Source organism: Pseudoduganella sp. R-34 (assembly GCF_049904655.1).
In the GTDB taxonomy this organism is placed as follows: Bacteria; Pseudomonadota; Gammaproteobacteria; order Burkholderiales; family Burkholderiaceae_D; genus Rugamonas.
Window position 1 is genome coordinate 5832398 of the sequence record NZ_CP184572.1, and the last position, 22493, is coordinate 5854890.

22 protein-coding genes and 1 tRNA gene are annotated in these 22493 nt (G+C 61.3%); 4 read left to right on the top strand and 19 right to left on the bottom strand.

All coding sequences use genetic code 11. From position 1 onward, the window contains the following. Positions 1–61: 61 nt before the first annotated feature. A complete protein-coding gene (locus tag ACN9MW_RS26785; RefSeq protein ID WP_426164622.1) occupies positions 62–1333 on the bottom strand; it encodes a hypothetical protein in 1272 nt (423 codons plus the stop codon). Between ACN9MW_RS26785 and ACN9MW_RS26790 the strand changes: the two genes are divergently transcribed. Continuing rightward, on the top strand, positions 1316–1576 hold the full coding sequence (locus tag ACN9MW_RS26790; RefSeq protein ID WP_426164624.1) for a hypothetical protein: 261 nt from the start codon (positions 1316–1318) through the stop codon (positions 1574–1576). The two genes, ACN9MW_RS26785 and ACN9MW_RS26790, sit on opposite strands and share 18 nt — an antisense overlap. Here the strand turns inward: ACN9MW_RS26790 and ACN9MW_RS26795 are convergent. The 8 genes from ACN9MW_RS26795 to ybiB all read right to left on the bottom strand — a co-directional run bounded on the left by ACN9MW_RS26795 (position 1558) and on the right by ybiB (position 10698). Then, positions 1558–3009: a hypothetical protein gene (locus ACN9MW_RS26795; RefSeq protein WP_426164626.1), complete on the bottom strand. Its 1452-nt coding sequence runs from the start codon at positions 3007–3009 to the stop codon at positions 1558–1560. The two genes, ACN9MW_RS26790 and ACN9MW_RS26795, sit on opposite strands and share 19 nt — an antisense overlap. A 14-nt stretch (positions 3010–3023) precedes the next feature. Beyond that, positions 3024–3102, bottom strand: a tRNA-Ile gene (locus ACN9MW_RS26800). 44 nt (positions 3103–3146) lie between these two features. Next, a complete protein-coding gene (gene rpoD / locus ACN9MW_RS26805) occupies positions 3147–5393 on the bottom strand; it encodes an RNA polymerase sigma factor RpoD (RefSeq protein WP_426164628.1) in 2247 nt (748 codons plus the stop codon). A 169-nt stretch (positions 5394–5562) separates the two neighbouring features. Further along, complete coding sequence (gene dnaG, locus ACN9MW_RS26810) at positions 5563–7359, bottom strand: DNA primase (RefSeq protein ID WP_426164630.1); 1797 nt, start codon at positions 7357–7359, stop codon at positions 5563–5565. 149 nt (positions 7360–7508) lie between these two features. Next, the gene (locus ACN9MW_RS26815) at positions 7509–7958 is read right to left on the bottom strand and encodes a GatB/YqeY domain-containing protein (RefSeq protein ID WP_426164632.1); all 450 of its coding nucleotides are present in this window, start codon (positions 7956–7958) and stop codon (positions 7509–7511) included. A 125-nt stretch (positions 7959–8083) separates the two neighbouring features. Then, complete coding sequence (gene rpsU / locus ACN9MW_RS26820) at positions 8084–8296, bottom strand: 30S ribosomal protein S21 (RefSeq protein WP_005665410.1); 213 nt, start codon at positions 8294–8296, stop codon at positions 8084–8086. A 197-nt stretch (positions 8297–8493) separates the two neighbouring features. Then, a complete protein-coding gene (locus tag ACN9MW_RS26825; RefSeq protein ID WP_426164636.1) occupies positions 8494–9702 on the bottom strand; it encodes an NAD(P)/FAD-dependent oxidoreductase in 1209 nt (402 codons plus the stop codon). A gap of 36 nt (positions 9703–9738) precedes the next feature. Further along, positions 9739–10698: a DNA-binding protein YbiB gene (gene ybiB, locus ACN9MW_RS26830; RefSeq protein ID WP_426164638.1), complete on the bottom strand. Its 960-nt coding sequence runs from the start codon at positions 10696–10698 to the stop codon at positions 9739–9741. Between the two features lie 73 nt (positions 10699–10771). Here ybiB and ACN9MW_RS26835 point away from each other — a divergent pair, with 73 nt between their 5' ends. Further along, the gene (locus ACN9MW_RS26835) at positions 10772–11830 is read left to right on the top strand and encodes a 3-deoxy-7-phosphoheptulonate synthase (RefSeq protein ID WP_426164640.1); all 1059 of its coding nucleotides are present in this window, start codon (positions 10772–10774) and stop codon (positions 11828–11830) included. 100 nt (positions 11831–11930) lie between these two features. On the opposite strand, the gene ACN9MW_RS26840 is transcribed toward ACN9MW_RS26835, so the two are convergent. Together ACN9MW_RS26840 and ACN9MW_RS26845 are read right to left on the bottom strand one after the other, a co-directional pair. Next, positions 11931–12386, bottom strand: a complete 456-nt coding sequence (locus tag ACN9MW_RS26840; protein ID WP_426164642.1) for an OsmC family protein — start codon at positions 12384–12386, stop codon at positions 11931–11933. Next, positions 12383–13033: a GntR family transcriptional regulator gene (locus tag ACN9MW_RS26845; RefSeq protein WP_426164644.1), complete on the bottom strand. Its 651-nt coding sequence runs from the start codon at positions 13031–13033 to the stop codon at positions 12383–12385. The genes ACN9MW_RS26840 and ACN9MW_RS26845 overlap by 4 nt, the downstream gene beginning before the upstream one ends. 88 nt (positions 13034–13121) lie before the next feature. On the opposite strand from ACN9MW_RS26845, the gene tsaD reads away from it, so the two are divergent. Next, positions 13122–14156, top strand: coding sequence for a tRNA (adenosine(37)-N6)-threonylcarbamoyltransferase complex transferase subunit TsaD (gene tsaD, locus ACN9MW_RS26850; protein ID WP_426164646.1), 1035 nt, complete (start codon positions 13122–13124; stop codon positions 14154–14156). Here the strand turns inward: tsaD and ACN9MW_RS26855 are convergent, their stop codons facing one another. The 6 genes from ACN9MW_RS26855 to ACN9MW_RS26880 all read right to left on the bottom strand — a co-directional run bounded on the left by ACN9MW_RS26855 (position 14157) and on the right by ACN9MW_RS26880 (position 19380). Then, positions 14157–14324, bottom strand: coding sequence for a hypothetical protein (locus ACN9MW_RS26855; RefSeq protein WP_426164648.1), 168 nt, complete (start codon positions 14322–14324; stop codon positions 14157–14159). It lies immediately after the preceding gene. 71 nt (positions 14325–14395) lie between these two features. After that, positions 14396–15190, bottom strand: coding sequence for an ABC transporter ATP-binding protein (locus ACN9MW_RS26860; RefSeq protein ID WP_426164650.1), 795 nt, complete (start codon positions 15188–15190; stop codon positions 14396–14398). Between the two features lies 1 nt (position 15191). Then, the gene (gene ntrB, locus ACN9MW_RS26865; protein WP_426172309.1) at positions 15192–16010 is read right to left on the bottom strand and encodes a nitrate ABC transporter permease; all 819 of its coding nucleotides are present in this window, start codon (positions 16008–16010) and stop codon (positions 15192–15194) included. A 242-nt stretch (positions 16011–16252) separates the two neighbouring features. Next, the gene (locus ACN9MW_RS26870) at positions 16253–17473 is read right to left on the bottom strand and encodes a CmpA/NrtA family ABC transporter substrate-binding protein (protein ID WP_426164652.1); all 1221 of its coding nucleotides are present in this window, start codon (positions 17471–17473) and stop codon (positions 16253–16255) included. 117 nt (positions 17474–17590) lie between these two features. Then, a complete protein-coding gene (locus ACN9MW_RS26875; RefSeq protein WP_426164654.1) occupies positions 17591–18499 on the bottom strand; it encodes a LysR family transcriptional regulator in 909 nt (302 codons plus the stop codon). Beyond that, entirely contained in the window at positions 18481–19380 is a 900-nt protein-coding gene (locus tag ACN9MW_RS26880) for a LysR family transcriptional regulator (protein ID WP_426164656.1), read from the bottom strand. Before ACN9MW_RS26880 ends, ACN9MW_RS26875 begins: the two co-directional genes overlap by 19 nt. Positions 19381–19491: 111 nt before the next feature. Between ACN9MW_RS26880 and ACN9MW_RS26885 the strand changes: the two genes are divergently transcribed. Further along, entirely contained in the window at positions 19492–20346 is an 855-nt protein-coding gene (locus ACN9MW_RS26885; protein WP_426164658.1) for an oxidoreductase, read from the top strand. On the opposite strand, the gene ACN9MW_RS26890 is transcribed toward ACN9MW_RS26885, so the two are convergent. Then, a complete protein-coding gene (locus ACN9MW_RS26890; protein ID WP_426164660.1) occupies positions 20343–21182 on the bottom strand; it encodes an ion transporter in 840 nt (279 codons plus the stop codon). The two genes, ACN9MW_RS26885 and ACN9MW_RS26890, sit on opposite strands and share 4 nt — an antisense overlap. After that, positions 21179–22405 (bottom strand): metal-dependent hydrolase, encoded by a 1227-nt coding sequence (locus ACN9MW_RS26895; protein ID WP_426164662.1) that lies wholly within the window; start codon positions 22403–22405, stop codon positions 21179–21181. Before ACN9MW_RS26895 ends, ACN9MW_RS26890 begins: the two co-directional genes overlap by 4 nt. Between the last annotated feature and the right edge of the window lie 88 nt (positions 22406–22493).

Genomic DNA, 22493 nt, shown 5'->3' on the forward strand with positions numbered 1-22493 from the left:
CTTGAGCGTCAAACTTGAGCGTAAAACTTGAGCGTGAATCGGCTGCGTCAACACTTTGCGATTACCGGCGAGCTCCCGCTGCGTTAAAGATCAACGACAGCTTGCCGCCGTTCTTTCCGCAACTACGCTTGGCCTGCTCGGGCGTCAATGTGCCGTCGACGGAAATATTTCGCGGCGAACCATCGAGCGGCAGCGTAAGGGAGACGCCATCGCTTTCGTACATGACGATCTGCGGCAGCTCCTTGCCATTCTCGTCTTCTGGATTGAAAACATCCACCTGGACCGCGTGCCCGTTCATGTTGAAGCGGCACTCGCCTGCACGCTGCTCATAAACGTAATCGAAAGCGCGCGCCCCTTTCTTGTCGATGTTGATCCGGCCCAGGCTCAAGGAATGCTCTACGCCCGCCACGGTCTGGGTGAAGCGCGTATCACCACCTATCGATCCCGAATACCAGGCCAGCTTACCGGCGGCATCCTTGGAGATAACGAACCATTGGCCCGAATTGGTATCCGCGAAGACCGGCTCACCTGGCGCCAGCTGCAATGGACTTTCTTTGCCGTTGGCAGGCGAAATGAGCGTCAATTCCGCCGCCTTGCGCTTTTCATCGCAAGGTTTGCGCAACGCCAGCACGTCCGCGCCATAGTCGCTAAGCGAACTCGTTTCGCAGAATTTGCTTGGATAGCTGCTCAGGAAAAGCTGCTTGCCCTCTGCGCTGGTCACGGCCAGCGTGGACTCGGTTTCACTGTACGCCAGCGAATAAATCGCGCCTTGCTGCGAAATGCCGGCCTCCACATGGCGTGGAGCCTTTTTGAACGGACGCATGCTCCAGGCATAACCGCCATTCGCCATCACACGCGAATTTGCATAGTCGCTGGCCAAACCGTCCTTCGCCAGTTTCGCAGGAAAAAACGAACCGGCAACCTGCAGGTTGTCGCCTACGAAGCGCGCTTTGGCACCACTCACGAAGGCCCCGGTTTTCCGGACATTCAGCTTCCCCTCGTTCAGGCGCCGGTCCAGCGCGAGCGTAAAGAAGGAGTAAAACTCGGAGGTATCATCCTCGTCCATGATATAACCAGCGACCTGCACGCCATTTGCGGACACGCCCAAGGCATGGCCATAACTATTGCGCCCCTCGATAACGAGCCGCTTCTTGCCAAGCTGCTTGCCTTGCATGTTGAACTGATACAGGTAGACGATACCCTGGTTCAGCGAGCGCGGGAGTTGCGTATTCACGTTCGCCAGCAGGTAGACAGTGTCGCCAACGATCGCGCATTGCACTGGATACAGCGAGGCGTAATCGTCCGGCACAGGAATATGCGCCTGCGCGACCAAGATATCGCGCTTCAGGTCAAGCAGCAGCAAATCGCCAGTGCTTTGCATCGACTCCGGATCAAAGCGGCCGCCTGCCAGGCAAGCGCGCGTATTGTCGGCAGCAAAGCCTACGTGATAGGGCGTGAACTTCTTGGCGTTGAATGGAAGGGATGCGGCCATGGCATTGGTGAATACAAGACCAGCCAGGGCGGCTCCAAAGAATCTGATGATATGCATGATAAGTCTTATTGGTTTGCTGGATAGCGCGCGATAGTGCGAATCAGGGTTCCCTGTTCAAACGCTTCGACGCGCACGGTTACGGTTGGCGTTACAAATCGGTTGGCTTCGACGCTCTCGTGTGAATTCTCTCCGGTGTCAGCAATTTCCAGTCGGCGGGCCTTGAGCCGCTTGCGAAGTTCGCCCGCGACCTGTTCTGGCGGCGCATCGAGAATCAAATGGTAGGCGGAACCATTACCGGTAATTCCGTACCAGAGCCTGTTTACGTTTGCACCAAATGCCCGTACCGGCTGCAAAGGCAGATAGACGTAAGCCTTGGCGCATTGGCAGATTTCATGCTCTTCAATACGCCAGGACCGGCGCCATCCGCCAAGGCAGGCAACGCTAGCGCTGCCGAAGCAGTTCAGGTAACCCTTGCTGGCGTCGAGAAACAACTCTTCGAGAGCATCCGTGGCACTGAGAATATGTTCCGAGGTAGCGATCCTTGTCAGGTCCCATTTGCCGGCAGTTGTCTTATGCCATTTGAACCGGGCATCGAACCACGGAAGGATCTGTACGATTCGGCTGCTCGTCCGCGGGCCTTGGGGAAAAGCAGGGATGGCCGGCACAGGAATCGGTTCGCCAAAATTGCCCTCAGCGTCAACCACCAACACCACCGAAGGCTCCGCTAACGAGTCCACATAGGCAAAAGCCTTGCGATCTGGAGCAATACCAGCCGGCTCCTTGATCGAAGGCCAGTCAGGCCCTTTGGGCAGAAGCGTCTTCTCAATCGGAAAGGCCTTGAGAAGGGCTCCCCCGTACTGCGAGTCTTCGTTCTCGAAAAAGCGCAAGCCAGGACCGATGGGTTCGCCGATTTCCTTGATGTAAGTACCCATATCGATATGTTCGACGACAGCCTTCTTATTGCGTTCGTAAACGAGGAAAAGCGGGCTTTGGTCATCCGAAATATTGGCATATTGATGCACTATGACTGCCGGCTGCCCAAGGCCTTGCCACAAGCGGGCCGGATCGCCCTTTTTGATGACAATCTTGCGTTTGTACAGCACGCGATCGTAACGTTCCTGATTCGAGAATATTCGCAGCCAATCCGTAGGCTCCCGATTGATATGCAAGATCGTCAGAGGCAGTTCCTGGCTCACGGACTCCACCGTTTCATCGTTTTCAAGCCACTCGGCATAGGGTCCTTCGGGCGTGCGGCCGCAGGCAGAAAGCAGGAGGCAATACGTTAGCAGGATGAGTTTGGACGGCATCGATAAGTGCATGAAAGAAAGATTACCATAATAGCAATCATTCCTGTGCACGATAGGCGACACAACAGTGTGCGATTGCCAAACCAGCTTGGCCGCTGGCCGGCCATGTCTGGCGATGACAACTTCACGCATCTCGCCTTGTTCGTCTGGCCAAGGCGATAATTCCAATAGAAAAAAGCCCCGGCGATTTCTCGTCAGGGCTTGTTTCACAGCATGAAGCGAATTGGTAGGCCCTCGCGGAGTCGAACCGCGCACCAAAGGATTATGAGTCCTCTGCTCTAACCAAGCATGAGCTAAGGGCCCTGGGAACCCGGCAGGATAGGGCCGGTGGCCCTATCCGTCAAGTCTTAGTTACCTTCCAGGAAGCTCTTCAGCTTATCGGAGCGCGATGGGTGGCGCAGCTTGCGCAGTGCCTTGGCTTCGATCTGGCGGATACGCTCGCGGGTCACGTCGAACTGTTTGCCGACCTCTTCCAGCGTGTGGTCGGTGGACATTTCGATACCGAAACGCATGCGCAGCACCTTGGCTTCGCGCGGGGTCAGCGAATCCAGCACGTCCTTCACGACACCGCGCATCGAGGCATGCAGCGCTGCGTCCGAAGGCGCCAGCGTGTTGTTGTCCTCGATGAAGTCGCCCAGGTGAGAATCGTCGTCGTCACCGATCGGCGTTTCCATCGAGATCGGCTCTTTTGCGATCTTCATGATCTTGCGGATCTTATCCTCCGGCATTTCCATCTTGATCGCCAGGGTCGCCGGATCCGGCTCGGCGCCGGTTTCCTGCAGGATCTGGCGCGAGATCCGGTTCATCTTGTTGATCGTTTCGATCATGTGCACCGGAATACGGATGGTACGCGCCTGGTCGGCGATGGAACGCGTGATCGCCTGGCGGATCCACCACGTAGCGTACGTGGAGAACTTGTAGCCGCGGCGGTATTCGAACTTGTCGACCGCCTTCATCAGGCCGATATTGCCCTCCTGGATCAGGTCCAGGAATTGCAGTCCGCGGTTGGTGTACTTCTTCGCGATCGAGATCACCAGGCGCAGGTTGGCCTCGGTCATTTCACGCTTGGCCTTGCGCGCCTTCATTTCACCGGCCGCCATCTGGCGGTTGATGTTGCGCAGGTCCGGCAGCGGCAGGACGACGCGCGCTTGCAGGTCGATCAGGCGCTGCTGCAGTTCCTTGATGGTCGGGATGTTGCGGCCCAGGATCGCGCTGTAAGCGTGGCCTGCAGCGACTTCGCCATCCACCCATTCCAGGTTGGTTTCATTGCCCGGGAAGACCTTGATGAAGTGGGCGCGCGGCATGCCGCACTTGTTCACTGCCACGTCGAGGATCTGCTTCTCGATATGGCGCACTTCATCGACCTGGCCGCGCAGGGTGTCGCACAGCTTCTCCACCACTTTGGCGGTGAAGCGGATGCCCAGCAGCTCGGCGGAAATCGACTCCTGCGCCTTCAGGTAGGCTTTCGAGTTGTAGCCATCCTTCTCGAAGGCCTTGCGCATGCGCTCGAACTGGTTGGCGATATTGTCGAATTTCTCGAGGGAGGCCTGCTTCATGGCTTCCAGCTGCTCGGCGGTGTAGCCGGCTGCCGCGCCGCCTGGGCTGGCTGCTTCTTCCTCTTCTTCTTCGTCCTCTTCTTCCTCGTCCTCTTCCTCGTCTTCCTCGTCGGAAGCGGCTGGTGCCGCGGCGGCGGCTTCGCCTTCCTCATCCACCAGGCCATCGACGATTTCGTCGATCTTGATCTCATCGATGCGGATGCGTTCGGACGTGGCGAGGATTTCGGCGATCGTCACCGGGCAGGCGGAAATCGCCTGGATCATGTCGCGCAGGCCGTCTTCGATACGCTTGGCGATTTCGATCTCGCCTTCGCGGGTCAGCAGCTCGACCGAACCCATTTCGCGCATGTACATGCGGACCGGGTCGGTGGTGCGGCCGAAGTCGGAGTCGACGGTGGACAGCGCGGCTTCCGCTGCAGCCTCGGCTTCGTCGTCGCTGGTCACAGTGGCGACATTATCGGACAGCAGCAGGGTCTCGGCATCAGGCGCGTGTTCGTACACGGCGATGCCCATGTCGTTGAAGGTGCCGATAATACCTTCGATCGCTTCCGGATCGACGATATTTTCCGGCAAGTGGTCGTTGATTTCAGCGTACGTGAGGAAGCCGCGCTCCTTGCCGAACTTGATCAGCGTCTTGAGCTTCTGGCGGCGGCGTTCGAGTTCCTCTTCCGTTGCCTCGGTGTCGGACGAGAACGCGTCCTTCAGCAATGCCTTTTCCTTGGCCTTGCGGTCCTTGGCTTTCGCCTTGTCCGCAGCCTTCATCTCGGCACGCTCAACAGCGTTCAGTGCTGCAACCTCGTCGTTTTCCGGCGTGAATTCCTTCGGCTTGCGGCCACGGCGTCCCGGCACCTTGACGGTTGGCAGCACATATCCGGAAGTATCGATGGCAGCCAGGGCGGCTGCGTCCGTTGTCTGACTAACCACCGGCGGTGCCTTGGTGACGCGAGTAGCCGGCTTATCAGCCGACTTCGTCGCAGGCTTGGCGGTCACTTTGCGAGGCTTTTCAGCCGCTTTGGTTTCAGGTTTCTTTGCTGGCACAGGCGCTTTCGGGAATAGTTAAGTCCACTACAAACCGCAACAACTACTACTGTAACTTACTGAAAACAAACGAAAAAACAGACCCGCTAAATATTGCAATATTTAGCATTTTATTATAGCACGCCACTTTACAATTACCAGACGGGAAGGTTTGCGTGCGTGCAGGCAATTACCTCGGACTTAAATCAGCTTCAGCTTCCTTCCGCAATTGATCTTGCTTGGCGGTAATTTCGCGGTAGCGTACACCAATCTCCTCAGAAGACAAACCTGCCGAAAATAGCTGGTCCAGCTCCTGTTTTAATGCATCCATCTTCAGGTGGCGCACCGTGGCCAGCAGCCACAAGCGCTCGCCTTCGATATCCGGCTCCGGCGCAGCGGCAATCTCGCCGATGAGCGCATCATAATCGCTGCCCGTTTCTTTCACCAACTGGCAGAACGCAGCGAAACTGCCCTGCTCTCCCAGCGATTGGGCCTGCACCATCAGCCAGACCAGTCGCTCGGCGGCTTCCTGGCCGAAGTGGCTGAAAGCCAGCAGCGCCTCGTCGTCCAGTTCCAGCGCTAGCGTCGGGTGCGTCAGCACCACGCGGATCAGTTTCAGTTCCAGCCCAACAGGCTGCTCGCGGCGGCTACGCGGCGGTGCAACCTTGCTGGCAGCCACCGGCTTGGCCAGCTCAAACAGCTGCTCAATCTCGCCCGGCGTGCTCTGCGTCATGGTCGCCAGGCCGCGCACGATCTGCAGGCGCAGCGAGGTCGGCGGCATGGCCTGCAACAGCGGCTTGGCGTCGAACTGGACGCGCGCCCGGCCTTCAGGCGATGTTAAATCATGCTCGCCCGCCGCCTCGCGCAGCAGGAACTGGGACAGCGGCATGGCTTCGTGTACCTGCTGTTCGAACGCTTGGGCGCCATATTCGCGGATATAGCTGTCCGGGTCGTGCTCAGCCGGAAGGAACAGGAACTTGATCGTCTTGTCATCCGACACGTGCGGCAGACAGGCTTCCAGCGCACGCCGTGCAGCGCGGCGGCCGGCCTTGTCGCCGTCGAAACTGAAGATCACGTTGTCGGTTTGACGCAACAACTTCTGGACGTGGGTCGTGGTGCAGGCGGTTCCCAGCGTCGCAACCGCCTGGGGAAAGCCCATCTGGGCCAGCGCCACCACATCCATATAGCCTTCCGTCACCAGTACATAACCCGCATCGCGGATCGCCTGGCGCGCTTCGAACAAGCCATACAGCTCCGAGCCCTTTGAAAATAAAGGCGTTTCGGGAGAATTCAAGTACTTGGGTTCGCCCTGGTCCATGATGCGGCCGCCGAAAGCGATCACCTGCCCCTTGGTATTGCGAATAGGGAACATTACCCGCTCGCGGAAACGGTCATAGCGCTTGGTGCGCTTGCCATCCTCATCCACGTTCTGGATGATCAGGCCGGCTTCCACCAGGACCGGGTTTTCGTAATCCGGGAAAACGGCTTTCAGACTGTCCCAGCCGCTAGGCGAATAGCCGAGCGCAAAGCGGGCCGCGATTTCCCCGGTCAGGCCACGGCCTTTCAGATAGCCGATCGCCTGCGGCGCCAGGCGCAGCTGGGCCCGGTAGAATTCGTTAGCCTTGGACATGGCATCGGACAGCGCCATGGATTGCTGCTGCTGGGCAGCACGCTGGGCGGGCGGGATCTTGTCATCCTGCTCAGGCACTACCATGCCGACGTTCTGGGCCAGATCCTTGACGGCATCGACGAAACCCATGCCCGAGTACTCGATCAGGAAGCCGATGGCTGTGCCATGGGCGCCGCAGCCAAAGCAATGGTAGAACTGCTTGGTCGGGCTGACGGTAAAGCTCGGAGATTTTTCGCTATGGAACGGGCACAAGCCCTGGTAATTGGCGCCGCCCTTTTTCAACTGGACGTAGCGCCCTACCACATCGACGATATCGACGCGGTTCAGCAGGTCGGCAATAAATGACTGTGGAATCACGAGGCTGAACGGTATTTGTTATAAATCAGACTATACCGCCGCGCGCGCTGGGCATTTGATCCAAATCAACACACGCGGCCCACGATATGGCTTAGCCCGTGTCACACTTGGGGTGTGACCCCAGGGTGTGACACGAACTCGGCTGTAGATTATGCGGGGGTCAGGGCCTTTTTGACCAGTGCGGACACTACGGTCATGTCGGCGCGGCCGGCCAGCTTTGGCTTGACGATGGCCATGACTTTGCCCATGTCCTGGGGACCGGCGGCGCCGGACTCGGCTACGGCTGCTTTCACTTCAGCGGCAATTTCTTCATCGGACAGGCCGGCAGGCATGTAGGCCACCAGCACGGCCAGCTCGGCCTTTTCGATGTCAGCCAGGTCGGTACGGCCGCCGGCTTCGAACTGGCTGATGGAATCCTTGCGCTGCTTGATCATCTTTTCAACGATGGCCACGGTCTGGGCGTCGTTGACTTCGATCTGTTCGTCCACTTCCTTGCGCTTGATCTCGGCCAGGATCAGGCGGATGGTGGCCAGCTTGCCGGCTTCCTTGGCGCGCATGGCGGATTTCATGTCATCAGTAATCTGGGCTTTCAGGCTCATAGCTACCTCAAAAGTGTGCGTGGAAAAAGGAAAACCCGCTGCGGCTTAGACCGGAGCGGGTTGAAACTCTGGCGTGGGCATCCGTGGCGATCAGTGCGCCTGCAAGAATGCCGACGAGAGCTGAATTAGTACAGCTTCTTAGGCAGTTGCTGGCTGCGGATGCGCTTGTAGTGACGCTTCACGGCAGCTGCCAGCTTGCGCTTGCGCTCTGCGGTTGGCTTTTCGTAGAACTCGCGTGCGCGCAGTTCGGTCAGCAGACCGGTCTTTTCGATGGTGCGCTTGAAGCGACGCATTGCGACTTCGAACGGCTCGTTTTCTTTAAGGCGGATAGTAGTCATGTAAAAATTCAAACCGTTAGGGTTCAGGAAAGACAGCGATATTAGCAGGTTTTGCTCAAAAATGGAAGAGACAATAGACGCCAAACCGGCCACTCAGGCGGTTCCGAAGGGGATATCGACGTCTTTCGCGGGCAATATTTCAGCCCAGCTAACATCATGAATCCGGCGGAAAATGCGTTGCCGGAAGTGGAATAATATCAGATCGCGAGGCCAGCGGCCACTCCGGATGCCCAGGCCCACTGGAAGTTGTAGCCGCCCAACCAACCGGTCACGTCGACTGTTTCACCAATGAAGTACAGGCCGGGCACGTTCTTGCATTCCATCGATTGCTGGGACAGTTCGCGGGTGTCGACCCCGCCGCGCGTGACCTCGGCCTTGCGGTAGCCTTCCGAGCCATTGGGGGTGATGGTCCACTGGTTGACCGCGCGGCCCAGCTTGCGCAGCGTGTCGTCCTTCATGTCGGCAATGCGCGCTTCGGGGTCCAGGCCGTGCACTTGCAGCAAGCCCTCCGCCAGGCGCGCCGGCAGCCATTGCGACAGCAGGTTGCCAAGGTGCTTCTTCAGCGTGCCCTTTCCTGCGATCAGGGTCTGGGCCAGGTCCATTTCCGGCAACAGGTTGATCGTGATCGGCGTGCCCGGCTGCCAGAACGAGGAAATCTGCAGGATGGCCGGGCCGCTCAGGCCGCGGTGAGTGAACAGCAGGTCTTCGCGGAAGCGGGCGCCGGTCGGGTTGCGGCCTTTCAGCGAGCCGGTTTCCACGTCCACTTCCAGCGAGACGCCGGCCAGCGGCACAAACGGCGCCCATTCCTCGGCGTCGAAAGTCAGCGGCACCAGGGCGGGACGCGGGTCCACCAGCTTGAGCCCAAAATGCTTGGCCACGCGATAGCCGAAGTCGGTCGCACCAATCTTCGGGATCGACAGGCCGCCGGTCGCCACCACGACAGCGCCAGCATGGATCTCGCCTTCGCCTGTCTGCAGCACGAAGCCGGCGCCATTCTGCGCCACGGCCTGCACCTTGCTCGGCATGCGCCAATGCACGCCACCATCGGCGCACTCGTTGCGCAGCATGTCGATGATCTGCTCGGCGGAGTCGTCGCAGAACAGTTGTCCTTTATGTTTTTCGTGGAAGCCGATACGGTGCTTCTTCACCATCGTCAGGAAATCATGCGGCGTGAAGCGCGACAGCGCGCTCTTGGCGAAGTGCGGATTCTCGGAGAGGAAGTTGGCAGGGCCGGCGTTAATATTGGTGAAGTTACAACGACCGCCGCCAGAGATGCGGATCTTCTCCGCCAGTTTCTCGGCGTGATCGAGCAGCACAACGCGTTTGCCACGCTTGCCGGCCGTCGCGGCGCACATCATGCCCGCCGCGCCTGCGCCGATTACCGCTACATCGTACTGATTTGCCATTTCCTGCCGCCCTGCCCTGAGACCAAACCCACCATTTTACAGGAGGGCGGCGCCGGCAGCGAGCGAACGGGCGACATCTTTGCAGTGGTCCACCTGCTGGATAATCGATTCCGGCACGGGGATTTCACCACGCAGCACGGCCTGGATCCAGGCAGCGGTCGACTCTGCGCTTTTATCCTCCGGCAGCTCGGGCAGCTTTTCGACCAGCGTCTGCTTTTCAACCAGCACGGTGCGCTCGCCGCCGTGGAACCAGTCGATCTTCTGCGCCTTGTTGGCGTTGGCGACGGTCTCGCCTTCCGTGCCGCGCATCAGGAAGGCGTGGCCCTTGTTCAGGGTGAAGAATTCGCCTAGCGACTCCAGGTATTCCGGGTGGGTGTAGGACACCAGCCGCAGTGCAGGCCCGGCAAACGGCTGCATGATCTTCACCAGCGTATGGGTCGAGTTGCGCACGCCGAGGATGCGGCGCAGCGACAGCATCCACGCCAAGCGCGGCGCCAATGCGTCGATGGTGATGAAGGCCACGCGCCCATCCTCCAGCGCCGCCTCCGCCGCTGCATGATCGGGCGAAGCATGCACGCCCAGTGCTTCGAATACTTCCGCCGTGGCGACGCGCCCAACGTCGTGCGCCACGCCATGCACCAGCACCGGGACGCCCTCGCGCGCCAGCAGCAGCGCCAGCAACGCGGTCAGGTTCGCCATCTTGCGGGCGCCGTTATAACTCGGGATCACCACAGGCGCGAATTCGCCGGCCGGCGCGCGCAGTTTTTCAAACGAGGCTTCGGACGCTTCCAGGAAGCCTTCCAGCTCCTCCACCGATTCACCCTTGATCCGCATTGACAGCAGGATGCCGCCCAGCTCAAGGTCCGATACGCGGCCATCGAGAATCGCGCCCCACAATTCGCGTGCCTGCTCGCGGTCCATGCTGCGGGCGCCCTTCGCGCCCCGGCCGATCTCCTTGATGTAGGGAGCGGCCTGGAAAGGTTGTTTAGTCGTCATTCTGCCAGTTTACGGCATTTCGGCTACACTGTTAGATCCCCCAAGAAAAAACACGTTGAAAAGCAGACTGATCATGATTGCCCAAAACCTTGAAAACATTAACGTTACCTCGTTCGCATCCATGCCTACCCCAGAGGAGCTGCATGCGAAACTGCCGCTGACCGACAAGGCTTCCGAGACCGTCACCAAGGGCCGCGCCGACCTGCGCGCCATCCTGGAGCGCAAGGACAAGCGCCTGTTCGTCGTGGTGGGCCCTTGCTCCATCCATGACCCGGTCGCGGGCCTGGACTATGCGCGCCGCCTGAAAGCGCTGCAGGAAGAAGTCAAGGACACCATGCTGCTGGTGATGCGCGTGTATTTCGAAAAGCCGCGCACCACCACGGGATGGAAGGGCTATATCAACGATCCGTATATGGACGATTCGTTCCGCGTCGACGTCGGCATGGAAAAGGCGCGCCAGTTCCTGCTGGATGTATGCGAACTCGGCCTGCCGACCGCCACCGAGGCGCTGGACCCGATCTCGCCGCAGTACCTGGGCGACCTGATCGCCTGGACCGCCATCGGCGCCCGCACCACCGAATCGCAGACCCACCGCGAAATGTCGTCGGGCCTGTCGACGCCTGTGGGCTTCAAGAACGGCACGGACGGCGACATCGGCATCGCGATCAACGCGATCCTGTCGGCGGCGAATCCGCACGCCTTCCTGGGCATCAACAGCCAGGGGAATGTGTCTGTCGTGCGCACGCGGGGCAATCCGCATGGCCACGTGGTGCTGCGCGGGGGCGACGGCCGGCCTAACTATGATTCCGTGTCGGTGGCGATTGCGGAACAATCGCTGCAGAAGGCCAAGCTGCCGGCCAATATCGTGATCGACTGCTCGCACGCCAACTCGTACAAGAAGCCGGAACTGCAGCCGCTGGTGATGACCGACGTGGTCAACCAGATCGTGCACGGCAACCAGTCGATTACCGGCGTGATGATCGAGTCGAACATTGTGGCGGGCAACCAGAAGATCCCGGCCGACCTGTCCGAGCTGAAATACGGCTGCTCGGTGACCGATGCCTGCATCGATTGGGATACCACGGTCCATATGCTGAAGGAAGCGGACCGCGAACTGCGCGCCCGCCCTTGAACCGGTAAACCGGTGTCTGACCCACAGGGTCAGACACCCCACCTGCGGCCGACGCGTTACAAGTGTCAGACCCCACGGGTCTGACACTGAATTACCGGTTTTAAAAACGCCAGCTTCCCTCTACCCGAATCTCGGACTTCACCGAGCGCGCCAGGAAGCACTCTCCATGCGCTTCGTGGTGCAGCCGCTCCAGCTCCGCATCCGTCGGCGCCTTCTCGCCCGAGAACGCAACCAACGGCTTCAGCGTCACCACGCTGATCCAGCCGTCCTCCATCTTCCCTTCCGCCGCATCGACATAGCTGTCGACCACATAGCCGTCACGCGCCGCCAGGCTAAGGAACCACAGCATATGGCAGCTCGATAGCGAAGCTACATACGCCTCCTCCGGATCCACCGCCGAAGGATCGGACAACGGCACCCGGACCACGTGCGGCGACGACGATCCCGGCACCACCGTGCCGCCGTCGAAGGTCCACTTATGCAGCCGGCTGTAACGGTTATCGGTGAACTTGGCATCGTGGCGATGCCAGGCAACTTCCGCGGTATGAATGCTCATATCAGGCTCCCAAGGGTAGAAACTGCAAGCTTTTCGGTTTCGCGCAGGTGCTGCGCCAGCATGGCGCAAGCGCCATCCGGGTCACCCGCCCGCACCAGCGCGATCAGTCGCTGGTGCTCTTCGTTCCAGCCGGGCCGGCGCGCCTCGGGCCCCAGCTGCGCCAGGTAGAAACGCTCGACCGATGCGCGCAGGCTGGCCACCATTTGCTGGCTGCGCAGTCGCCTGCCCGGCGCATAAAGCTCGTCGTGGAACGCGCGGTCAAGGCGCAGCCATTCCAGCGGTGCCGTTTCACCATCCAGTTCATGCTGGATGGCTTCCAGGCGGCGCAGGCTGCGTTCCGTATGCAAGGGCACCGCACGCCGCAGCACATCCGTCTCCAGCAGCACGCGCAGGTCGAACAGTTCATGCAGCTCGTCCGCGCCAAGCGTGGTGACATAAGCGCCGCGGTTCGGCTCGATCTGCACCAGGCCTTCCGCCTGCAGGGAATTGAGCGCTTCGCGCACGGGAATGCGGCTGGTGCCGAATTGTTCGGCCAGTTCGGCCTGGCGCAGCACGGCGCCGGGCGCCAGCTTGCCGCTGCTAATGTCGGCACGCAGGGCCGCCAGGATGGCCGGACCGCCTTGCGCACGGGGTGGAGGTGTCTTCATGCGGCAAATTGTATACACGTATACCAATCATTGCAAGCGGGCTTTCCATTACAATGACGGATTGCCCTTTACCCTTTTGTGCATTCCAATGATCGTTCTCGGCGTTGAATCCTCCTGTGACGAAACCGGCCTGGCCCTGTATGACACGCAGCGCGGCCTGCTCTCGCACGCCCTGCACTCGCAGGTGGCGATGCATGAGGAATACGGCGGCGTGGTGCCGGAACTGGCCTCGCGCGACCATATCCGCCGCGCGATTCCGCTGCTGGAACAGGCGCTGGGCAAAGCCGGCCTGCAAGCCGGCGAGATCGATGCCATCGCCTACACCCAGGGTCCCGGCCTGGCAGGCGCCCTGCTGGTCGGTTCGGCGATTGCCTGCTCGCTGGGCATGGCGCTGGATAAGCCTGTGCTGGGCGTGCACCACCTGGAAGGCCACCTGCTGTCGCCGCTGCTGGCCAGCGAGCCGCCGGAGTTCCCTTTCGTGGCGCTGCTGGTATCAGGCGGCCATACGCAGCTGATGCGCGTGGACGGCGTCGGCCAGTACGAACTGCTGGGCGAAACACTGGATGACGCGGCGGGCGAGGCCTTCGATAAATCGGCCAAGTTGCTCGGCCTGGGCTACCCTGGCGGCCCCGCCATTTCGCGCATGGCCGAATTCGGCGACCCGGAAGCCTACAAGCTGCCGCGCCCCATGCTGCACTCGAAGGATTTGATGTTCTCCTTCTCCGGCCTGAAAACAGCCGTGCTGACGGTGGTGAACAACAACGGCGGCGCTGCCAATGTCTGCGAGCAGGACAAGGCGAATATCGCGCGCGGTTTCGTGGATGCGATCGTGGATGTGCTGACAGCCAAATGCCTGTCCGCGCTGAAGCAGACGGGCCTCAAACGCCTGGTGATCGCCGGTGGCGTGGGCGCGAATGCGCAACTGCGCGCGTCGCTGAACGCGGCGGCGAGGAAGAAGCACTTCAAGGTCTACTACCCGGAACTGGAGTTCTGCACCGATAACGGCGCAATGATTGCCTTCGCCGGCGCCATGCGCCTGCAGATCAATCCGCAGGCGGCGCAGCGGGACTATTCCTTCAACGTCCGTCCACGCTGGCCGCTGGACGAACTGCGGGTCATTTGATCAGGCGAGCAGCCAGGCGCTCAGGCCCACCAGGGCCAGCAGGCCTGCTGCAATACCGGTTCGCAGGCCGGTGTGATTCATCTGCTGGCGCACCAGTTCGTGGCGGTTCGGCTTGTCTTCCCGCTTTGCTTCTTTGTTAATTTCGTGCTGCTGTACTTCGGTACTCATCAAGTGTCTCCGTTTGTATAGACCACCAATGTAGCAGCAGAGTCGCCCCGCTGCCACACTTTTGCACATTGCTATGCAGCAAAACGTTGTGCCGGGTGTCCTTGTCGTTGGTAGAGGAACTCCAGAACGCTTGTCCGATAGTCAAGATACAGCGGATCTTGCGCCAGGGATAGTCTGTCGCGCGGGCGTTCCAGCCGTACTTTGACGACGCCGCCGATGGTGGCGGCCGGGCCATTTGTCATCATGACAATGCGATCGGACAGCAGCACGGCTTCATCCACATCGTGCGTCACCATCACCACGGTGGCCCCCGTCGCGGCGACGATGCGCATCAATTCGTCTTGCAGGTGGGCGCGTGTCAGCGCATCGAGGGCGCCGAACGGTTCGTCCATCAGCAGCACCTTCGGTTCCATCGACAGTGCGCGGGCGATGCCGACGCGCTGCTTCATTCCACCTGAAATTTCATTGGGCCGCTTGCCGCCAGCGGCCGCCAGTCCCACCAGTTCCAGCGCCTGCCAGCTGCGTTCATCCAGTTGCGCGCGCGTCTCCTTGCCGCCGAACACCCGCTCCACTGCGAGGTAAATGTTCTCGAAACAAGTCAGCCAGGGCAGCAGCGAATGGTTCTGGAACACGACCGCGCGTTCCGGCCCCGGCCCGGCGATCTCGCGCCCGCTGCAAACCAGCACGCCACTGGTGGGACGGTTCAGGCCCGCGACCAGGTTGAGCAGCGTCGACTTGCCGCAGCCCGAGTGGCCGATCAGGGTAATGAACTCACCCTGCTCGACCACCAGGTTGACGTCGCTCAGCGCGTGGAACTGGCCAAAGCGCATGTCGACCTTGCTGATATCGATGAATTTCGAAGCCATCTCATTTCTCCTCATAGCTGAAAGCTTTGGCCAGCGCGACCAGCGCCAGTTCCAACGACAGGCCAACCACGCCGATCACGCCGATGGCGATCAGGATGTGCGGCACGTTCAGGTTATTCCACTCATCCCACACCCAGAAGCCGATGCCCACGCCGCCCGTCAGCATTTCGGCTGCGACGATGACCAGCCATGCCGTGCCGATGGCGAGGCGCACGCCGGTCAGCATGTAAGGCAGCACGGAAGGCAGCAGTATCCGGGTCGCCACCTTCCATTCGGACAGGTTCAGCACACGCGCCACGTTCAGGTAATCCTGCGGCACGCGCTGCACGCCGACGGCGGTGTTAACGATCATGGGCCAGATCGAACAAATGAAGATGGCCCAGATCGCGGCTGGATCGGCCGCCTTGAACACCAGCAGGCCAATCGGCAGCCAGGCCAAGGGCGATACGGGCTTCAGCAAACTGATTAAAGGGCTGAACATGCCGTACAAAAAGCTGAAGCGTCCGATCAGGAAGCCAAGCGGAATACCCACCAGCGCCGCCAGGCCGAAGCCCAGCGCGACGCGGCGCAGCGAGGCCAGGATGTTCCAGCCAATGCCCTGGTCATTCGGACCCTTGCGGTAGAACGGGTCCGAGAACAGCTTCACCGCCTCATGCCAGGTCTCCAGCGGAGTGGGAAAGCCTGCGTTGCGTACCGCCAGGATTTGCCAAGCCAGCACCAGCAGCGACAAGCCAAGCAGCGGCGGCAGTACTTTCATGACAAAGGGCCGCAGCCGCCCACCTTCCGGCGCCAGGTGCACGCCTTTCGCCGCCAGCCGCATGCGGCGCGTTGGCCTTCCCGGCACCGCGGGCGCCGGTTGCACTGATGCTCCCGCCTTCCCAGCCTGTCCTGCCGGCGCAACGTCCACCTTCATATCGATTGCCCGCCCCACGCCAGCCGCGGCCAATGCGGCTGCAGCTGCTTCCCGCGCAGCGTCCTGCGCGGTCAGTGCGCCGTGTGTGCCAGGCGTGCCCGCGCCGGCCCCGTCTATCGTTCCGTACATAGCACTCATAAGGCCTCCCTTCACGCTCTGATCTTGAACGAATCAGCATAGGCCTTGGGATTCTTGCCGTCCCAGGTCGTGCCGTCGATCATCTTTACGCTGCGCAGGGGCGACTTTGGTACGCTCACCTTCGCCATAGCCGCGCCGTCCTTGTACACATCGATCTGGTTGATTTGCGTGGCAACTGCCAGGTAATCCGGCTCCGCCTTCAGCAAGCCCCAGCGCTTCTGTTGCGTGAGGAACCACATGCCGTCGCTGAGGTATGGGAAATTCACCGCGCCGTCATTGAAGAACTTCATGTAGTTCGGATCGTCCCAGGTTTTGCCCAGGCCATTCTGGTAGCGGCCCATGATGCGCTGGCCAATCACATCGACCGTCGTGTTGACGTAGGATTTGTCGGCAATGGCTTCCGCCATCTTCACCTTGTTCGACAGGGACGCATCAATCCAGCGTCCAGCATCCAGCACCGCAGCGATGAGTGCGCGTGCAGTATTGGGATACTTCTTCACCCACTCCGCGCTGGTACCCAGCACCTTCTCCGGATGGTCACGCCAGATGTCCTGCGTTGTCGTGGCCGTGATGCCGACGCCATCCACAATCGCGCGGTGGTTCCATGGCTCGCCCACGCAAAAGCCATCCATGTTCCCGATCCGCATATTGGCGACCATCTGCGGCGGCGGCACCGTAATGACCTTGGCGTCCGTCATCGGGTTGATGCCATACGACGCCAGCCAGTAATACAGCCACATCGCATGGGTGCCGGTCGGGAACGTCTGTGCGAAGGTGTACTCGCGCTGGTCGGTGCGCATCAGCTTCGCCAACGAAGCGCCATCGACTGCGCCTTTGTCGGACAGTTTCTTCGACAGCGTGATCGCCTGGCCGTTGTGATTGAGGTTCATCAGTACGGCCATGTCCTTCTTCGGACCGCCAGCGCCCAGGTGGACGCCATACACCAGCCCATACAGCACATGGGCCGCGTCGAGTTCACCGTTCACCAGCTTGTCCCGCACGGCGGGCCAGGACGCCTCCTTGCTCAAGACGATCTTGATGCCGTACTTCTTGTCGAAGCCCAGCACAGAAGCCATCACGACCGAGGCGCAATCGGTCAATGGAATGAAGCCGACTTTGACTTCTTCTTTCTCAGGCTTGTCGGAGCCTGCAGCCCAGGCGTAATTCGATAAGGCTGTCGCAGCGCCCGCAGCAAGCAGGCGACGACGGGTAAGGCTGAACGTGCGATCCATCTCTATCCCCGGTTTGTAAATAATGGGGATATTGCAAGCGCCGTGCCACCCCGCTTTCAGGGGGAAAGGCGGTGGAAATCCAGCACTTTGTTTGTGCACCGCACCAATTTAGCGCCGTCAACGCACCGGGTGAAGCCTCGGATCGGTGCGCAGGCGTTCGGCCATCAGGTCCACGAAGCTGCGGATGCGGGTCGAGCCCTGACGGCTGTCACGGTGGATGATATGGATAGGCACCGCCGGCGTCGCGTAGTCCTGCAGCACCTCAACCAGCTCGCCTGCATCGAGCAAGGCTGCCGCCTGGTAGGACAGCAGGCGCGCGATGCCGAAGCCGCTGCGCACTGCTTCGATGGCAGAGTCGTTATTGTTCACGCCCAGGCGCGGCTTGACGCGCAGCGATTGCCTGCCGGCGCCATTCTGGAAGCGCCAGTCCGGAGGCACGCTGGAGCCGGACGAGGCGACAATGGTGTGCTGCTCCAGCTCCTGCGGCGTGCTCGGCGCGCCATGCTTCTCTATATAGGAAGGCGAAGCGATGATCATGCGCCGCACCTGCCCGACCGGAATGGCGCGCATGCTCGAATCAGGCAGCTCGCCGATGCGGATGCCGACATCGATGCCTTCTTCCAGCAAGTTGGTCACGCGGTCGACGAAGACAGTGGAAATATCCATCGCCGGATAGCGCTGCAGGTAATCGACAATGCCCGGCACCACGTAGATGCGTCCAAACAGCACCGGCGCCGTCACTGTAAGGTGGCCGCACGGCGCGGCGTTGATGCCGGCAACTGCATCGTCGGCCTCGTCGACTTCCGCGATGATCCGGCGCGCATCATCCAGGTAGCGCTGGCCGGCTTCCGTCACGCGCACATGGCGCGTGGTGCGGTCCAGCAGCCTGGCGCCCAGCCTTTCTTCCAGCGCCGCCACCGCGCGCGTAACGGCGGGCGGCGACATGCCTAGCCGGCGCGCGCCTGCCGCAAAGCCCTGCTCCTCGGCCACAGCCACGTAGACGGTCATCAGGTAAAGGCGGTCCATTTGCGTTTCACCATGAAGTCGATAAAGTGCCGCACGCGCATCGGCATGCGGCTGCGCTGCGGATAGTACATGTAAACGGCCGCATTTGCCGTCACATGGGTCGGCAGCAGGTGCACCAGCCGCCCTTCCGCCAGGTCGCGCTCCACCATGTACAGCGCCAGCTGGCCGATGCCGACCCCGGCGCGCACCGCCTCGACCTCGCCCTCCGCCGTATTGAACGTCGCCACGCAGGGCACGTCCTGGTACACCGTGCCGCCCTGCCCTTTGAGTTCCCACGGAATCACGCGGCCCGTGTTCGGCTGGCGGAAACCGGTGCAGCGATGGTGCAGCAATTCTTCCACGGTGCGCGGGGCGCCGTGGCGCTCGATATAGCCGGGCGAAGCGCAGATATGCAAAGGAATCCTGCCCAGCTGGCGCGCAACCAGGTTGCGCTCCGGCGGATTCCCCGCCCTGAAGCCGACGTCGATCTTCGCCTCGGTCAAGTCGGTGAAGTGGTCGTCGAACAGCATGTCGAAATGCGCGCTCGGATACAGCTCCTGGAATTCGCGCAGCAGCGGCGCCAGCACCACCGTGCCCAGCGAGGTAGGTGCGGCGACGCGGATCATGCCGTCAACCGCCTCGCGGCTGTTCTGAACGTGGTCCAGCGCCTCGTCCAGCAAGCGCAGGCCCGGGTTGGCCAGCTCGAACAGGCGCTGGCCTTCGTCCGTAAGACTCAGGCTGCGTGTCGTGCGATGGAACAGGCGCACGCCGAGGTATTCCTCCAGCTGGCGAATCGCCTTGCTGACCGCCTGGGCCGACAGGCCGGCATCGACCGCCGCCTGGCTGAAGCTGCCGGCATGCACGACGCCGATGAACAACGTGATGACGCGGGCCTTATCCATTCATTTACAACCAATAGTTGAAGATCAATCACCTTTACTATGGCTAGTGTAGCAGCTCTCCGAAGCCTAATATGCCCTTCACCAACTACCCACTCTTGAAGGAGCAAGATCATGGCAAACAAAGTCTGGTTCATCACTGGCGCCTCCCGCGGCTTCGGCCTGCTGATTGCCCGCGACGCACTGGCGCGCGGCGACTCCGTGGTAGCAGCCGCCCGCAACCCGCAAGCGATTGTCGACGCCCTTGGCGCGCATCCCCAGCTGCTGCCGCTGCAACTCGATGTGACAAAGGAAGCAGCCGCCGTAGTTGCCACCCAGGCCGCCATCGAGCGTTTTGGCCGCATCGACGTGCTGGTGAATAACGCCGGCTACGGCATCCTCGGCGCCGTCGAGGAGACCTCGGCGGAAGAAGTGCGCCGCAATTACGAAACGAATGTCTCCGGCCTGCTGAACGTGAGCCGCGCGGTGCTGCCGGTCATGCGCCGGCAGCGCAGCGGCCATGTGATCAATATTTCCTCGCTTGGCGGCTATCAGGCGTACTACGGCTGGGGTGTCTACGGTTCCACCAAGTTCGCAGTGGAAGGCCTGAGCGAAGCGATGGCGCAGGAACTGGCTCCGCTGGGCGTGCACGTCACCGTGGTGGAACCCGGCTTCTTCCGCACTGATTTCCTCGACGCCACCTCGCTGGTGGAGACCGCAAGCCGCATCGAGGATTACAAGGACACGGTCGGCGCCATGCGCACCTTCGCCGCCGGCGCCAACCACGCGCAGCCGGGCGATCCGGCCAGGCTGTCGCAAGCCTTGCTGAAACTGGCCGACGCCGCGCAGCCGCCGCTGCGCCTGCAACTGGGCAGCGACGCGGTCGCCCGCACCTACGCCAAGCATCGGCAGGTCGAGCAGGAGCTGGCGCAATGGAAGGAACTGGCCCTCTCGACGGACTTCGATCAGCCGGCCAGGCAAGCCGCTTAAGTCCCAGGGAGCCTGGTGCCGCAGCTCTTGCAGAAACGCGCCGACTGTTCATGGTCTCCGGCCAGGCAGGCGGCGCAAGTGCGATGCGAGCGGCGCTGCTGGCTGATTTCGGCGCTGATGATGCCGGTCGGGACCGCGAGAATGCCCCATCCGAGCAGCATCATGATGGAGGCGATGGCACGTCCCAGGTCCGTCTTCGGCACCAGGTCGCCAAAGCCCACGGTGGTCACGGCCGAAATCGCCCAGTAGACGGCAGTCGGAATGCTGGTAAAGCCGTGTGCCGGTCCTTCGACCACGTACATCACGGTCCCCAGCAAGAAGACGACCATGAACACCACCGACAGGAAGATCAGGATCTTGCGGCGGCTGGCCAGCAAGGCACGGCCCAGCATCCCATATTCCTCGATGTACAGCGTGAGCTTGAGAATACGGAACATGCGCAGCAGCCGCAGGATCCGCACGTTGAGCAGCACATGTGCGCCCGGCACGAACAGCGCCATATAACTTGGCAATACTGCCAGCAGGTCGATCATGCCGAAGAAACTGCGCGCGTAGCGCAACGGGTGCCGCACGCACAGCAGGCGGCTGGCGTATTCGATGGTGAACAGCACGGTAAAGAACCACTCTGCCGCAAACAGCCAGTCGCCGTAGTCGCGCGCCACTTCGGCGACACTGGCCAGCACCACGGTCGTCACGCTCAGCAGGATAGCGCCGATCAGCGCGAGGTCGAACGCCATGCCGGCAGGCGTATCGGACTCGAAAATTATTGCATAGAGCTTTTCGCGCCAACCGCCTTCCGGCCGGCCGAAGCGCTGGTGCGGATCGTAGGTCTTCATTGCGGGCTCCCCAGCAAATCAGCGCGCGGCATGCCCCATCCCGGCACGCTGAAAGGGCATTCCGGTTTCGCCGCCAGCATCAAAGTAGTGAAATTCCCGCGCGGCGAGGCGGAGAAGCGCAGGTCGCTGGCCTGGGCCGCATCCACCGCCGGCATGCGGGCGAAACGCAGCCAGGCAGCCAATTGGCAATCGGCTGCGGCGCGCGCGCGCAAGCCAGCCACATCGCCCTGCCATGATCCGGACACCAGCACGCCGGGTACCGTGACGGCCATCTCCTGCACCGCATCAGCCGTCAGCGCCGCCGGGCATTCGCGCGGCGGCAGCAGCGTCGGCGCTAGGCTCAAATGCCCGCGCCGCAGCTGGTAAATCTTCCCGTCCGACTCGATCGAGGTAAAGCTCCAGCACAGGGGCTGGGACGGGAAAGCGGTCAGTGCAACGTCCAGCACGCGGGACTGAGGATCCTGCAGCACCAATGCCGCCGTCACCGCCTGGCGCGCCTTGAACGAGGCCGACGCCTGGACGCCGATAAATGCCAGCACCATGCCAAGGGCCAGTAGCAGCGCACGCCGGCTTTGCATATGCATGAATCGCAGCACAGCCACCACGCCACCCAGCATGACCAGCGCAGCGAACGACGCCCAGCCCAGGTAGCCATGCAGCGTCACATACAGCAGGACCACCGGCAGCACGGAAAGCAGCACAATACGCATGCGCCGCGAAGGTGCGGCCATCGCCAGCGGCACCCCGAACGCCCCCCAGAACACCGGCTCGATGATGTAAACCATATCGCCGAAGTACCAGCTTCCGCTGAAAGGATAGAACGGATGAACCCCATAGTTGTTCATGAAGTCCATCCCCAGGTGCAGCAGGAAACCCGCGGCCAGCGCTATCAGCAGCCCACGCCGTGCATCGCGGCTCTCACGCAGCAACGCCCGCGCATTCGGCCACAAGACCCATAACAGGGCAAACAGCAGCAAAGCCTGCGGCAGCAGGTACAGCAAGGTATGCGTATGTCCGCGATGATGCAGCAGGTAGCCCAATGGCGCCGGCGCCAGCCGGGTATAAACCAGGTCGAGGTCAGGAAAATTGCTGGCAAGGGCGCAAGCCGTCAGCAGCAAGCGATGCCGCGTCCTGTGACGCCCCGGATCGGCCTCCGGCGGCAGCGAGCGCTGAACCAGCTCGCCAACGCCCAGGCCAACTACGCTATGAGTAATGTTATCCATGCTTAATGAAAGTCGGGGTCAGGTCTGGCAATCGGACACAGGCTCAGCCGCAAGCGGCTGAGCCTGTGTCCGATTGCCAGACCTGACC

Excerpts from the sequence above, each read along its gene's own strand:
- ACN9MW_RS26860 (WP_426164650.1), bottom strand. The coding sequence starts at position 15,190 with ATGGCTTCGAAATTCATCGATATCAGCAAGGTCGACATGCGCTTTGGC.
- tsaD (WP_426164646.1), top strand. The coding sequence starts at position 13,122 with ATGATCGTTCTCGGCGTTGAATCCTCCTGTGACGAAACCGGCCTGGCC.
- ybiB (WP_426164638.1), bottom strand. The coding sequence starts at position 10,698 with ATGACGACTAAACAACCTTTCCAGGCCGCTCCCTACATCAAGGAGATC.
- ACN9MW_RS26880 (WP_426164656.1), bottom strand. The coding sequence starts at position 19,380 with ATGGATAAGGCCCGCGTCATCACGTTGTTCATCGGCGTCGTGCATGCC.
- ACN9MW_RS26825 (WP_426164636.1), bottom strand. The coding sequence starts at position 9,702 with ATGGCAAATCAGTACGATGTAGCGGTAATCGGCGCAGGCGCGGCGGGC.
- ACN9MW_RS26840 (WP_426164642.1), bottom strand. The coding sequence starts at position 12,386 with ATGAGCATTCATACCGCGGAAGTTGCCTGGCATCGCCACGATGCCAAG.
- ACN9MW_RS26885 (WP_426164658.1), top strand. The coding sequence starts at position 19,492 with ATGGCAAACAAAGTCTGGTTCATCACTGGCGCCTCCCGCGGCTTCGGC.
- rpsU (WP_005665410.1), bottom strand. The coding sequence starts at position 8,296 with ATGACTACTATCCGCCTTAAAGAAAACGAGCCGTTCGAAGTCGCAATG.
- ACN9MW_RS26855 (WP_426164648.1), bottom strand. The coding sequence starts at position 14,324 with ATGAGTACCGAAGTACAGCAGCACGAAATTAACAAAGAAGCAAAGCGG.
- ACN9MW_RS26845 (WP_426164644.1), bottom strand. The coding sequence starts at position 13,033 with ATGAAGACACCTCCACCCCGTGCGCAAGGCGGTCCGGCCATCCTGGCG.
- ACN9MW_RS26870 (WP_426164652.1), bottom strand. The coding sequence starts at position 17,473 with ATGGATCGCACGTTCAGCCTTACCCGTCGTCGCCTGCTTGCTGCGGGC.
- ACN9MW_RS26790 (WP_426164624.1), top strand. The coding sequence starts at position 1,316 with ATGCGCCTGCGCGACCAAGATATCGCGCTTCAGGTCAAGCAGCAGCAA.
- ACN9MW_RS26815 (WP_426164632.1), bottom strand. The coding sequence starts at position 7,958 with ATGAGCCTGAAAGCCCAGATTACTGATGACATGAAATCCGCCATGCGC.
- ACN9MW_RS26895 (WP_426164662.1), bottom strand. The coding sequence starts at position 22,405 with ATGGATAACATTACTCATAGCGTAGTTGGCCTGGGCGTTGGCGAGCTG.
- ACN9MW_RS26890 (WP_426164660.1), bottom strand. The coding sequence starts at position 21,182 with ATGAAGACCTACGATCCGCACCAGCGCTTCGGCCGGCCGGAAGGCGGT.
- ntrB (WP_426172309.1), bottom strand. The coding sequence starts at position 16,010 with ATGCGGCTGGCGGCGAAAGGCGTGCACCTGGCGCCGGAAGGTGGGCGG.
- ACN9MW_RS26875 (WP_426164654.1), bottom strand. The coding sequence starts at position 18,499 with ATGGACCGCCTTTACCTGATGACCGTCTACGTGGCTGTGGCCGAGGAG.
- ACN9MW_RS26835 (WP_426164640.1), top strand. The coding sequence starts at position 10,772 with ATGATTGCCCAAAACCTTGAAAACATTAACGTTACCTCGTTCGCATCC.